The sequence below is a fragment of the Enterococcus sp. 125944 genome (genome assembly GCF_051909435.1).
Taxonomy (GTDB): Bacteria; Bacillota; Bacilli; order Lactobacillales; family Enterococcaceae; genus Enterococcus_D; species Enterococcus_D gallinarum.
Genome location: NZ_JBQASY010000007.1, coordinates 145823 through 160564 on the forward strand (window position 1 = coordinate 145823; position 14742 = coordinate 160564).

The 14742-nt window shown below is 40.7% G+C and carries 9 protein-coding genes; 8 read left to right on the plus strand and 1 reads right to left on the minus strand.

The window, feature by feature from the left end; genetic code table 11:
* Window positions 1–44: 44 nt before the first annotated feature.
* Complete coding sequence (gene rpoN / locus ACTFWY_RS08440; RefSeq protein ID WP_135172101.1) at window positions 45–1358, plus strand: RNA polymerase factor sigma-54; 1314 nt, start codon at window positions 45–47, stop codon at window positions 1356–1358.
* Here rpoN and ACTFWY_RS08445 read toward each other — a convergent pair.
* Window positions 1336–1536 carry a hypothetical protein gene (locus ACTFWY_RS08445; protein WP_081131214.1) on the minus strand — a complete coding sequence of 67 codons (201 nt, stop codon included), beginning with the start codon at window positions 1534–1536 and terminating at the stop codon, window positions 1336–1338. The genes rpoN and ACTFWY_RS08445 overlap by 23 nt on opposite strands.
* A 258-nt stretch (window positions 1537–1794) precedes the next feature.
* Between ACTFWY_RS08445 and ACTFWY_RS08450 the strand changes: the two genes are divergently transcribed.
* The 7 genes from ACTFWY_RS08450 to ACTFWY_RS08480 form a co-directional block, all read left to right on the plus strand.
* Window positions 1795–2832, plus strand: a complete 1038-nt coding sequence (locus ACTFWY_RS08450; RefSeq protein WP_003127560.1) for a sugar-binding transcriptional regulator — start codon at window positions 1795–1797, stop codon at window positions 2830–2832.
* Window positions 2833–2872: 40 nt separating this feature from the next.
* Complete coding sequence (gap, locus tag ACTFWY_RS08455; RefSeq protein WP_003127561.1) at window positions 2873–3874, plus strand: type I glyceraldehyde-3-phosphate dehydrogenase; 1002 nt, start codon at window positions 2873–2875, stop codon at window positions 3872–3874.
* Window positions 3875–3973: 99 nt separating this feature from the next.
* Entirely contained in the window at window positions 3974–5164 is a 1191-nt protein-coding gene (locus tag ACTFWY_RS08460; protein ID WP_003127563.1) for a phosphoglycerate kinase, read from the plus strand.
* Between the two features lie 69 nt (window positions 5165–5233).
* Window positions 5234–5989 (plus strand): triose-phosphate isomerase, encoded by a 756-nt coding sequence (tpiA, locus tag ACTFWY_RS08465; protein WP_003127564.1) that lies wholly within the window; start codon window positions 5234–5236, stop codon window positions 5987–5989.
* 111 nt (window positions 5990–6100) lie between these two features.
* Window positions 6101–7402, plus strand: coding sequence for a surface-displayed alpha-enolase (gene eno / locus ACTFWY_RS08470; protein WP_003127565.1), 1302 nt, complete (start codon window positions 6101–6103; stop codon window positions 7400–7402).
* Between the two features lie 227 nt (window positions 7403–7629).
* Window positions 7630–8742: a UDP-galactopyranose mutase gene (gene glf, locus ACTFWY_RS08475; RefSeq protein WP_081131216.1), complete on the plus strand. Its 1113-nt coding sequence runs from the start codon at window positions 7630–7632 to the stop codon at window positions 8740–8742.
* Window positions 8743–8901: 159 nt separating this feature from the next.
* Window positions 8902–14742, plus strand: a 5841-nt coding sequence (locus ACTFWY_RS08480; RefSeq protein WP_439948483.1) for a pectate lyase-like adhesive domain-containing protein, incomplete at its 3' end; no start/stop codon positions are given.

The window sequence follows — 14742 nt, forward strand, 5'->3', positions numbered from 1 at the left end:
TAACAGTTTAACCAATTTTCTCAGAAAAAACAAGAGGTAAAATGATGAAATTTCAACAACAATTTTCGCAACAACAAAAACAGACACAAAAGTTGGCGATGACGCAGAAATTACAGCAGTCGATCCAAGTGCTGCAATTTTCATCAGATGAACTGCTTGCTTTCGTAGATAATCAGGCATTAGAGAATCCCCTGATCGATTTAACGGACCATGAATATCCGACGAGTTATACTCAAGGCAGTGGGACATCTGAGCAATTCAATGAATATTTGAATCAGATCCCAAATAGAGGAAGTTCGCTCTTTGAGTATTTGATCGATCAAATCCATTTAAATTACCGAGACACCTTTCTACGCACCGTCGTGTTATTTCTAGTGGAATATATTGATTTGAATGGATTTTTGACCATTGATTTGGTGAAGGCTGGTCAAATGATCGGAGCTTCAGAGATTCAGATGCTCGATGCCTTGACACTGATTCAGCAGTTGGATCCAGCGGGTGTCGGCGCACGAGATCTACGAGAATGCCTCATGCTTCAAACTGAACGGGACGATGCTGCGCCAGAACTCGCCTATATCGTTCTTGAAGAATGGTTCACGGAATTAGCAGAGCGCAAGTGGGACAAAATAGCGAAAAATCTAGCAGTTTCGCTTTCAGAAATTCAGAAGGTGTTTGACTATATCCAAACGTTGACCCCAACACCAGGGGCGGCCTTTGGGTCTACAGATGGTTTGTATATCATCCCAGATTTGCGAGTTACGATTACTGAAGGCCAGCCAGTGGTTACCTCTAATCGACGAGCAATGCCGGAAGTCCGTTTCCAACAACACTATTTTGATCAATTAAAACAAAGTGGCGATGCTGAGGTAAAGAAATATTTAGACAACAAAGCCCAAGAATTTGAATGGCTAAAAAAGACTCTCCAGCAGCGAGGAGATACCATCTATCGAGTGGGAGAAGCGATCGTTCATCATCAGCAAGCCTTTTTTTTACAAGCTGACCGACCATTGAAGCCATTGATCCTCAAAGAAATCGCTGACGAATTAGGTATTCACGAATCGACAGTCAGTCGTGCCGTCAATGGGAAATATTTGGAGACAGAATTTGGTGTTTTTGAACTGAAGTCCTTCTTTGGTCAAAAAGTGTCCACCCAAAGTGGAGAGGATGTCACCACGGAGGCAATCAAGCGGCGTTTGGCAGCTTTGATCAACGAAGAGAATAAGCAGAAGCCGCTTTCTGATCAAAAATTGGCTGATTTGTTAAAAGCGGAAGAAGTGGAAATTTCTCGCCGGACTGTTGCCAAGTATCGTGAGGCTCTTAATATTCCTGGATCATCTAAACGAAAGCGGTTTGATTGATTTTTCGATACAGTTCTTGTTCTGGTCCAGCTATTGAAGAAAGATTCAACAAGAATGCCGGCAAAAAGTCCAATGACCCCACCTCTTTTACATAAGAAGACAGGTAAGCAATTTGGGTTTCATATAATCGTAGCAAAGGCAGGGCTACTTGTGATAAATAGCTCTGCCCGCTTTTCATAGGCGGTCGCTGATCCTTTTGCTCGAGTTTTTCTTTGTTGATTTCTTTTACTAGTTTGAAAGCTATTTTTGGCTGTGATAAGAATCCGCTTTACGGTTAAAAAAGTTTGGAGAATCATTTTTTATAATTGAAATAGTTGCATGAGGCGTCCAGAAGTGCTACTATTATTGGTGTAAGAGATGAATTAAATTTTTTTTGGAATAGATGGGTCATTTTAAGTCATTGTAGGACAAAAAAAGTCCAACGGGAGGATGCAAAATGCTCGATGAATTGAAATTGATTGAGGCAATCACCCCGGATATCCTCGCGGTGCTTCAAGAACGTTACCGTATTTTACGGACTATCTATTGGATGCAACCAGTAGGGCGGCGGACATTGTCTGAAAGCTTAGCAATGACGGAACGTGTGTTGAGGTCTGAAACGGATATCCTCAAAAAACTTAAATTGATTGATTCGTCTAAAAGCGGTATGCAATTAACGGCCTATGGCGAAGAAATCTATACAAAAATCGGCAGTTTGATGGATCAATTGTTTGGCATGCATCAAACAGAGAAGCGGTTATCCGAGTACTTCGGGATTGATCGTTGCTTGATTGCCAGCGGTGATGGGGACCGTCAACCGAAAGTGATTGCTGAATTCGGTCAGCTGCTTAATGAGTCGTTAGACTTATTGCTGCCAGATGGTGAGAATACGATCGCTGTGATGGGCGGTACGACAATGGCAAAAGTTGCCGAAGAACTAGGCAATCTTGAAACTGGCAAACGCCATAACTTGTTTGTCCCAGCCAGAGGGGGCATCGGAGAAGCAGTCAATGTTCAGGCAAATTCAGTCGGATCAGTGATGGCGATGCGTACCAATGGTAATTATCGTTCCCTATTTGTACCGGAACAATTAAGCACTAACACCTATGAATTTTTGTTGAAAGAACCAGCGATCCTTGATGTCTTAAACTTGATAAGTCAAGCAAATTGTGTTATTCATAGTATTGGACGAGCACTGCATATGGCAGCTCGAAGAAAGATGTCAGAAAAAGAGATCCTGATGCTGAAACAAAAGAATGCAGTAGCGGAATCCTTCGGTTATTTCTTTAATGAAGCAGGCGAGGTCGTTTATAAGATTCCTCGTATCGGACTGCAGTTGAAGGACTTGCAGAACGTGCCGATCATTTTCGCAATCGCAGGCGGTAAATCAAAAGCCAAAGCGATCAATGCATACATGAAAAATGCACCAAAACAAACATGGCTCATCACAGATGAAGCCTGTGCCAATGAGATTTTAAAAGGGGCAACCCTTTAAAATAAATATTTTTATGATTTTCATAAGGAGGAAATCTTAAATGACAGTTAAAGTAGGTATTAATGGATTTGGACGTATCGGACGCTTAGCATTTCGTCGTATCCAAGAAGTAGAAGGAATCGAAGTTGTGGCTATCAACGACTTAACAGACGCTAAAATGTTAGCACACTTGTTAAAATATGATACAACACAAGGACGTTTCAACGGTACAGTTGAAGTTCATGAAGGATCATTCAACGTGAACGGAAACGAAATCAAAGTTCTAGCAAACCGCAACCCTGAAGAATTGCCTTGGGGCGAATTAGGTGTTGAAATCGTGCTAGAATGTACTGGATTCTTCACTTCTAAATCAGCTGCTGAAAAACATTTAACAGCTGGTGCAAAACGTGTAGTTATCTCAGCTCCTGGCGGAAACGATGTACCAACAATCGTTTACAACACAAACCACGAAACTTTAACAGGTGATGAAACAGTAATTTCTGGTGCTTCATGTACAACTAACTGTTTAGCTCCTATGGCTAAAACATTGAATGACAAATTTGGTGTGATCGAAGGCTTGATGACTACGATCCATGCTTACACAGGTGACCAAATGACTCTAGACGGACCGCACCCTAAAGGTGACTTCCGCCGTGCGCGTGCTGCTGCAGCAAACATCGTTCCTAACTCAACTGGTGCTGCTAAAGCTATTGGCTTGGTAATTCCTGAATTGAACGGTAAATTAGACGGAGCTGCTCAACGTGTTCCTGTTGCAACTGGTTCATTAACTGAATTAGTTACAGTTCTTGACAAAGAAGTAACTGTTGACGAAGTAAACGCAGCAATGAAAGAAGCTTCAAACGAATCTTACGGTTACAACACAGACGAAATCGTTTCTTCTGATATCGTTGGTATGACTTACGGTTCACTATTTGATGCAACTCAAACAAAAGTTATGACTGTTGGCGACAAACAATTAGTTAAAACTGTTGCTTGGTATGATAACGAAATGTCATACACTGCACAATTAGTACGTACTTTAGAATACTTCGCTAAATTATAAGATTTGCGTCGTACATTCATTTAAACCATCGCAAGAGAAAGCGGGGAAGCAGCGCGCTTCTCCGCTTTTTTTAACAATTACATTAGGAGGAATCTGTTCATGGCTAAAATGACAGTTCAAGATATCGATTTAAAAGATAAAAAAGTTCTTGTGCGTGTGGATTTCAATGTTCCATTGAAAGACGGTGTGATCGGTGACGACACTCGTATCAAAGCAGCACTTCCAACAATTAATTACGTGATCGAAAATGGCGGAAAAGCAATTCTTTTCTCTCACTTAGGTCGTGTCAAAGAAGAAGCAGATAAAGAAGGCAAATCTTTAGCACCAGTAGCAAAACGTCTAGGCGAATTGTTAGGCAAAGAAGTGACTTTCGTTCCTGAAACACGTGGGGAAAAATTGGAAGCAGCAATCAACAACATGAAAGACGGCGATGTTGTTGTTTTCGAAAACACTCGTTTTGAAGATGTTGACGGCAAAAAAGAAAGCAAAAACGATCCAGAGCTTGGTAAATATTGGGCTTCATTAGGGGATGTTTTTGTCAATGATGCATTTGGTACAGCTCACCGTGCCCATGCTTCAAACGTCGGAATCGCTTCTACAGGAATCCCAACAGTTGCTGGATTCTTAATGGAAAAAGAAATCAAATTTATTGGTGAAGCAGTCGAAGAACCAAAACGTCCAATGGTAGCGATTCTTGGTGGTGCGAAAGTATCTGACAAAATCGGTGTCATTGAAAACTTGATTCCTAAAGCAGACAAGATCTTGATCGGTGGCGGAATGACTTATACATTCTACAAAGCAAAAGGAATGGAAATTGGTAACTCTCTTGTTGAAGCGGATAAAGTTGAGTTGGCAAAAGAATTGATCGAAAAAGCTGGCGATAAACTTGTTTTACCAGTTGACTCAATCACAGCTGCTGAATTTTCAAATGATGTTCCAACAGAAGAACATACTGGTGATGTTCCTGAAGGTCAAATGGGCTTAGATATCGGACCTGAAACAATTGCATTGTTCGCTGAAACATTAAAAGGTGCAAAAACAGTTGTTTGGAACGGACCAATGGGTGTGTTCGAAATGTCAAACTTTGCTAATGGTACCATCGGTGTTTGTGAAGCAATCGCAAACCTTGAAGATGCAACAACAATCATCGGTGGTGGAGATTCAGCTGCAGCTGCAGAACAATTAGGTTTTGCTGATAAATTCACTCACATCTCAACAGGTGGCGGTGCTAGTTTAGAACTTCTAGAAGGTAAAACTCTTCCTGGATTAGCAGCAATCAACGACAAATAATCAAGCAATGACGCGGCTGCGTTGCAATAAGCAGCCGTGACCCTTAAATAACAAAGGAGTGCCAGAAAAATGCGCAAACCAATTATTGCCGGAAACTGGAAAATGAATAAAACTGCGAAAGAAGCAAAAGAATTTGCTGAAGCAGTCAAAACAAAAATTCCTAGCAACGATAAAGTAGATTCTGTTATCGGAGCACCAGCGTTGTTCTTGGAAACATTAGTAACAGCTGCAGAAGGTACAGAATTAAAAATTGCTGCTCAAAACAGCTACTGGGAAAATGAAGGTGCCTTTACAGGAGAAACTTCACCAGCTGCTTTAGCTGACTTAGGTGTTGACTATGTAATCATCGGTCACTCAGAACGCCGTGAATATTTCCATGAAACTGACGAAGACATCAACAAAAAAGCGAAAGCAATTTTCGCAAATGGTATGATCCCAATCCTATGTTGTGGTGAATCTTTAGAAACTTACGAAGCTGGAAAAACAGCTGAATGGATCGAAGGACAAATCACTGCCGGTTTAGAAGGATTGACAGATGGCCAAGTCAGCAATCTAGTCATTGCTTACGAACCAATTTGGGCGATCGGTACAGGTAAATCAGCAGATGCACAAATTGCTGATGAAATCTGTGGTGTTGTACGTCAAACAGTTGAAAAATTATACGGTAAAGAAGTTTCTGATGCTGTACGCATCCAATACGGTGGTTCTGTAAAACCTGAAAATATTGCAGAATACATGGCAAAAGAAAATGTAGATGGAGCATTAGTTGGCGGCGCAAGCTTGCAAGCTGATTCATTCCTAGCATTGTTGGATGCAGTAAAATAATTTCATTCTCATGAAAATATTGTTTGCAGAAAACAGCTTTTTTCACTACAATTAAGATGTTCGCAAGGGAGATTCCCTTAAGATAAAACAAACTCAAAGGAGAGACAAAACATGTCAATTATTACTGATGTTTACGCACGCGAAGTCCTAGACTCACGTGGTAACCCAACTATCGAAGTAGAAGTCTACACAGAATCAGGTGCTTTCGGCCGTGGAATGGTTCCTTCAGGAGCTTCAACAGGTGAACACGAAGCAGTTGAATTACGTGATGGCGACAAAGCTCGTTATGGTGGTAAAGGTGTAACGAAAGCAGTTGACAATGTAAATAACGTCATTGCTGAAGCAATCATCGGCTACGATGTACGTGACCAAATGGCTATCGATAAAGCAATGATCGCTTTAGATGGAACTCCTAACAAAGGCAAATTAGGTGCTAACGCAATTCTTGGTGTTTCTATTGCCGTTGCTCGTGCAGCTGCTGATTATTTAGAAGTACCTTTATACCACTACTTAGGCGGATTCAATACAAAAGTATTGCCAACACCTATGATGAACATCATCAACGGCGGATCTCACTCAGATGCTCCGATCGCTTTCCAAGAATTCATGATCTTGCCTGTAGGCGCACCTACATTCAAAGAAGGTCTACGTTGGGGTGCTGAAGTATTCCATGCATTGAAATCAATCTTATCTAAACGTGGTTTAGAAACATCAGTAGGTGACGAAGGTGGTTTCGCTCCTCGTTTTGAAGGAACTGAAGATGGTGTTGAAACAATCTTAGAAGCTATCAAAGCTGCTGGTTTAGAACCAGGTAAAGACGTTTACCTAGGATTTGACTGTGCTTCTTCTGAATTCTACGAAAATGGCGTGTACGACTACACGAAATTTGAAGGCGAAAACGGTGTGAAACGTACAGCTGCAGAACAAGTTGACTACTTGGAAGAGTTAGTTAACAAATACCCAATCATCACAATCGAAGATGGTATGGATGAAAACGACTGGGATGGTTGGAAACTATTGACTGAACGCCTAGGCGACAAAGTTCAATTAGTTGGTGACGACTTGTTTGTTACAAACACTGAAATCCTTGAAAAAGGAATCAAAAACGGTATCGGTAACTCAATCCTAATCAAAGTAAACCAAATCGGTACATTGACTGAAACATTCAATGCGATCGAAATGGCTAAAGAAGCTGGTTATACTGCCGTTGTTTCTCACCGTTCAGGTGAAACAGAAGATTCAACAATCTCTGATATCGCAGTTGCAACAAATGCTGGCCAAATCAAAACTGGTTCTCTTTCACGTACTGACCGTATTGCTAAATACAACCAATTACTACGTATCGAAGACCAACTTGGTGAAGTTGCTGAATACAAAGGCTTGCAAGCTTTTTACAACTTGAAAAACAAATAATCTTTCGATGATTACATTGCTCTGAAAGAGCAGCGGTTGATTTAACAACCGCTGTGATTTCAGAGCTTTTTTGCTGTCTGGATTAAGTGATTTGAAACAAGACTTATTTTTCTCATGGAACAGAGAGCAGTCTTTTCTTCTTTATTTTCTTTTTCTAAAAAAAGAAATTATAGTTCTGGTTTAGCGAAACTCTATAATAAAAGAAAAAATAAATTTAGGAGAAATACATGGCGTATGATTATCTAATCGTTGGTACAGGACTATTTGGCTCGGTTTTTGCTTATGAAGCAGCTAAACGGGGACACTCGGTGAAAATGTTGGAAAAACGAGCACATATTGGTGGCAACTGTTATACAGAAAAACAAGTCGGAATTGACATACATAAATATGGTGCGCATATCTTTCACACATCGAGCAAAAAAATTTGGGACTACGTCAATCAGTTTGCTGATTTTTATCCCTATATTCATGAACCTATTGCAAACTATAAAGGTGAGCTATATAATCTCCCCTTCAATATGAACACGTTTTACCAATTATGGGGAACCAAAAGACCAGATGAAGCTCGCATTAAACTAATGGCTCAAATTGAAAAGACAGGAATAAAAAGACCCCGAAATTTAGAAGAACAAGCTCTTTCTTTGGTGGGGACAGATATTTATCATAAGCTGATCAAAGGCTATACGGAAAAACAGTGGGGACGAGGATGTGCTCAGCTACCTTCTTTTATTATTAAAAGACTGCCGGTCCGGTATACATTTAACAACAATTATTTTACGGATACTTTTCAAGGAATTCCAAAATTGGGCTATACAGAAATGATTCAAAAAATGCTTTCAAATCCACTGATTGAAGTTTCTTTAGAAACTGATTTTTTTGCAGACCGTACGCGTCATGAAGCATCAACCAAGAAGATTGTTTATACTGGAATGATTGACCAATATTTTGATTATTGTTACGGGGAGTTGGCCTATCGTTCTTTACATTTTGAAACTGAAACATATGATACAGATAATTATCAAGGAACAGCAGTCATGAACTTTACAGACAGTCAAACGCCCTATACGCGAATCATTGAGCATAAACATTTTTGTCCAGTTGTGACAAAAAAAACAGTTGTCACGAAAGAATTTCCAAAAACTTGGCGGAAGGGAGACATTCCTTACTACCCAATTAACGATCAAATCAATCATGCACTGTATCGCAAGTATGAAAAATTAGCGCATCAGCAAAAAAAATGTTTATTTGGTGGGCGTCTAGCAAACTATCGTTATTATGATATGGATGATACGATTGCAGCCGCTTTAAAACTAGTCAAACATGAATTTCAAGCAGAGTAACTTCTTTTATGGAAGAGGTTGCTCTTTTTTTGTCCCGATTCTGGGACAAAACGTAACTTTTTTACTAGTTATGAAATAATGAATTGTCCTATCTTTTAAAAATAGGACTAGGGGAAGCTTATAAAAATAGTTTTATGAAAGGGGAGAAAAATAAACGTAATGAGTAAAAAGAATAATTATCGAAAGTTGCTACGCTCCAATAAGAGTGAACGCTACAAGATGTATAAAAGCGGAAAACATTGGGTCTATGCAACGATCACTTCTTTTACTGGCATTGCTGGATTGAGTATCACACCAATCGTGGCGCATGCTTCAGAAATCACACCGCCTTTAGATGCAAGTAAAGAAGCAAATGCCGAGAACGTCTTGGCAAATAAAACGAATGCCAAAATTCCTGCTTCATCGACGCAAGAAAGTGAGGCTACTTCACAATCTGAAAGCATGCGTCCATCGGAAAGTTTTTCTGAATCCGAAAGCAACACCCAGTCACAAAGTGCGACAGAGTCAACGAGTGTAACAGAATCACAGAGTAGGAGTGATTCAGAAACTGAAAACAATGCTACCAGTATCGAGGCATCTCAAAGTGTTTCTGAATCAATGAGTCTTTCGGAAGAGAAGAGCGGATCTGAATCAGAAAGTTTGAGTATCTCTGAAAGTGCCTCGATTTCTGAAAGTGGCTCATTGGCGTCAAGTGCCTCAGAATCGACAAGTCTATCGTTGTCACAATCGACAAGTGGCTCTCATTCAACTTCAGTAAGTCAAAAGAACCAACCAAAACAAACTGTTTCCGAAAAAAATAAAGTGGAGTCACAAAAAGCACAAGATCTCTTCGATCAATTAGTACCCAAGAAAGTACAAGCGTCGGTTGACACCACGACGAATGCATTAGAAATTGTTGTCAAAGATGGCAAATCACCAAGCACATCTTTGATTCGGGCAGCACAACAATATGCTAGTGCCAATAATTTGATTGCTAGTTTTGCCATCACCACCCAATCAGGGCAGATTGTTAAAATCAATGTTTCTGCGGATCCAGATATGGGCCGAGAAGAATTTGAGCAGGCAATCAACGATGGTAACAAAACCAATTCACCTTCTGGGGTGACGGTTGATGTTCCGGACCAAGTGAAAAATAAGGAATTATACAAGCAAACAGCTATTGCTAATGGCACTTATGCAGCAGTGAATGACTGGGCTACGCTGAAAGCAGCATATGGAAATGCTTCGATTACCTATATTGAGGTAACCGCTAATATTACGGCAGCTACCAATGTGGCTACCCGTGATTTAGGATGGCGGGCAACGAGTGTGATTATTGACGGTAATGGGTTTACAGTCAATATGGCAGGAGCAGCATTTAATGTAGGGACAAGTTCTACAGTTCGCGGTTCTATCTTTACGATCACAGATGTGAATTTGATTCATTGGCAATCAGGAACCCTCTCGGGAGACAGTGGCACAGGTAATGCAGATGGAGTGATCGATTCACGATCAGCAACCGGTGGTTATGGGTACTGGTTCTTCAATATCAATAATGTGACTCTCGAAGGTCGAGATGGAGTTAACGGGACAGATACCGCTTATCAACCACGACGATTGCTGGATGCAGAGGACAGTCACGTTACTTTATCAGGTAAAATCGTCGCAAATGTCAAACAAGAATTGATGCAAATTGGTGAAGTAGCAATCGCTAACGGAGCCCATGTAGAGTTGAATCGGACAGCTGGTACTACCGGCTACTCCATGTTTTACTATATGGCAATCCGTGGCAATAATGCGAGTGATACAGGATTCAATCACACCTTTAAAGTGGGCGATGGCGCGACAATTATTGGAAACGAGCTTAGTACCTATAACAGCAACAACTATCCCCTTGTCTATTACGGATTTAACTCAATTACTGTCGGAGATGACGTAACTTGGAAACAAGACGGTTTCCAAATGCTACTCGATTTTTCTCGTTACTCGGGAAGTCAATCAAATGACCGAACCGCAACTTTTGGTCAAAATCTGCAGATGACGGCTACTCGCACAGTAGGATCGAACTCGTTGAATGTCACAGATAGGGCGGTTGTTACATTTAATGCAGGAACGGTACTTGATCTGCAACAATGGAATGCCAACACTGTTGTGAACGTGGCTTCCGGTGCAACAGTTCGCTTTATTTCACCGCGGGCATTGCACTTAGCCCGTCTAACTTCTTCAGGAGCTGTTTCGGCAGGTCGATTGATTACCGGTTCGGGAACATTTGTCATGAATAATTCTCAGATCAGTACATGGCAAGGCAGCAGTAGCCAAACCGCTGCTCCAGAAGGCAACCGTAACTTAAAATTCGTGGAAATGACTATTTCAGGTTCGACAACAACTATTAAAGATACGGCTGGAAATGTTACTACATCTAACATTGTAGACACTTCTACCCGTGAATTAGCGACTGTTGCGATTGCGCCAGGAACCGTAACCGTAAATTATGTTGATCAGTACGGCAATATTATTAAAACTGTTGATATGCCAATTGATCCAGACGTTAATTACATTGGTGAGTATCTTGATTTGCAAACATTGGAGTATGCCAATGAGTTAATGCCTGAAAATTATATGTGGGCAATCGGTACCCAAGTTGCTAGTTCAGCTAAAAATGATGGTCAAAGCGGCGGAGATAGTACGACTAATGCCGATAATGGGGACAGCTATGGGCAAGCGACGGTTGCGATTGTTCCAATGGAGAACACAAATTATACTTATAATATTTATGTATATGGTGTTGCCAATCATTCGGTTCAGTACCAATATGTCGACGTTAAGACTGGTCAAGTAATCTCTTCTGAGTATATGAATGCTGGTACCGAAGCTTCCGGAACAGATAGAATTCCTGCAAACTACGGGAATGTTATCGATTGGACAAATAGTTACTATACTTCGACTAATTTGCCTCCAGGTTACTATTATGCAACAGGTGCCGTATTGAATGGCAATGTACAGCCTGGATCTACTACAGTCGGAACTGAAGCGAGTCTGACAACCATTTACGTTGCAGCAGACACACAAACTGTCAATGTAACTTTTGTTAATTCAGATGGCCGTCCATTACAAAACCAAGTTGGCACAGTTGCTATCAATGGGACGACTGGTCAAGAACTAAGCTATTCTGACTTAATCGCGGATTACCTAACTCAAGCTGGTTATTATGCAGATCAAACTGGAACATTTGTTTTTGATAGTACTAGTAATAATGGCAGTACAACAGACAGTGATCAACAATTTATTACGATCACTCTTTATCCATCCTATCAAGAAGTCGGTGTCGTTGGTAATAATCAACCTGAATCAGATCCTGCTACAGGGGAAGCATTTGAGCAAATCCCAGGAACTGTCACTGTTGGAAAATATGGTACTTCCGGTGTTTCAAATGAAAGTTTCACTCTTGGGGTGACAGATGCAGATTTAGAGAGAAACGGGTATATCTATACGGTTACAGGACCAGATGGAGTAGTCTACAATACATTAGCGGAAGCTATGGCTGCCAATCAAACTTTTGATACTACCAGCAATGGAGCATCTCAAACGGATTCTTCGCCACAGATGTTTACGGTCAATTATGAACAAGACCCGGTATCATTGTCTACGTCCGAGTCTATTTCGGGAAGCGAATCATTATCAGAATCCATTGTTACTTCTACTTCTGAGTCAGAAAGTGTTTCTCTTTCTCAATCAATTTCAGAAAGTGACTCATTATCAGAATCGATCTCTATTAGTGATTCAGAATCAATTTCTACATCAATTAGTGCGTCTGTTTCAGTATCAGATTCAGAGAGCAACTCAGTGTCATCGTCTATTTCAGAAAGTGAATCTGACATGAATGACTCGACTTCTGAATCATTGTCAACATCAATCTCTACTTCAACTTCTTTAAGTGATTCAGAATCGGTTTCGATTTCATTGAGTGACTCAGAGTCAACGTCTCTTTCTATCAGTGAATCTGTTTCGGTATCAGACTCAGAAAGTGGTTCGTTATCTACATCTATTTCAGAAAGCGAATCAATGTCTCTATCAATTTCTATTAGTGATTCAGAATCGTTGTCAGAATCCCTATCTGAAAGTATTTCAACATCTATTTCATTATCGGATAGTGATTCAATGTCAGAAAGCCTTTCGGCATCAGAATCGTTATCTATATCAGCTAGTGTATCAGAGTCTGATTCGGAAAGTGATAGTTCCAGCTTAAGTGCGTCTGTTTCTGGATCATTGAGCAACAGTACAAGTGATTCTGAAAGTTTATCTTTATCAGAGTCAGTATCAGTTTCACTCTCGGAATCACTAAGTGAATCCACGTCACTATCTCTGTCAGAAAGTGACTCAGTATCAGAAAGTATTTCAGCATCAGAATCATTATCTGTCGCTATCAGTGAATCGGATTCTTCTTCCCTCAGTGAAAGCATTAGTTTAAGTGAATCTATTTCTGATTCGTTGAGTGCAAGCATGAGTTTATCCGAAAGTTTATCGGAGTCAGAATCGATCTCAAATTCAATTAGTACGTCGATGTCATTGAGCATTAGCGATAGTAATAGTGAGTCTAGTAGTGAATCAGCCAGCTATAGCGGCAGTACGAGTGTAAGTAATAGCGATTCAACAAGTGAAAGTATTTCTGCAAGTAATTCACTATCAGTAAGTATCAGTGAGTCAACCAGTTTGAGCACATCAATCAGTGATTCATCCTCATTGAGTACAAGTATTTCTACCTCACTAAGTGCGAGCGAATCTGCAAGTTACAGCAGTAGTACGAGCGTAAGTAACAGTGATTCGACAAGTGTGAGTACGTCAGTTAGCGAATCAACATCTACAAGTATCAGTGACTCAATCAGTGCCAGCATATCAGCTAGTGATTCTTTATCGGTAAGTATTAGTGATTCAACAAGCTTGAGTACCTCACTTAGTGATTCATCCTCAGTGAGTGTCAGCGTTTCGACATCACTAAGTGCAAGTGAATCAACAAGTTACAGCGGCAGTACGAGTGTAAGTAATAGCGACTCAACAAGTGAAAGTATTTCTGCAAGCAATTCACTATCAGTAAGTATCAGTGAGTCAACGAGCTTGAGCACCTCACTTAGTGATTCATTGTCATTGAGTACAAGTATTTCCGCCTCACTAAGCGCGAGTGATTCCGCAAGTTACAGTGGCAGCACGAGCGTAAGTAACAGTGATTCGACAAGTGCAAGTACGTCAGCTAGTGAGTCAACATCTGCAAGTATCAGTGACTCAACAAGCGTAAGTACATCAATCAGTGAATCATCCTCATTGAGTACAAGTATTTCGGCATCATTAAGTGCGAGCGAATCTGCGAGCTATAGTGGTAGTACGAGCGTAAGTAACAGTGATTCGACAAGTGCAAGTACGTCAGCTAGTGAATCAACATCTGCAAGTAACAGTGACTCAACAAGCTTGAGCACATCAATCAGTGAATCATCCTCATTGAGTACAAGTATTTCGACATCATTAAGCGCGAGCGATTCTGCAAGTTACAGCGGCAGCACAAGTGTAAGCAACAGTGACTCGACAAGCACAAGTACGTCGACTAGCGAATCAACATCTGCAAGTATTAGTGAGTCAACAAGCGCAAGTACGTCGATCAGTGATTCGTTATCTGTAAGCACAAGTATCAGTAATAGTGAATCCGCAAGCGTAAGTACATCAATCAGTGAATCATCCTCATTGAGTACAAGTATTTCGACATCATTAAGCGCGAGTGATTCCGCAAGTTACAGTGGCAGCACAAGCGTAAGCAACAGTGATTCGACAAGTACGAGTACGTCAGCTAGCGAGTCAACATCTGCAAGTATTAGTGAGTCAACAAGCATAAGTACGTCGATCAGTGACTCTATGTCATTGAGTACAAGTATTTCCGCATCACTAAGTGCGAGTGATTCTGCAAGCTACAGCGGTAGCACGAGCGTAAGTAATAGCGATTCAACAAGCGCAAGTACGTCGATCAGTAATTCATTA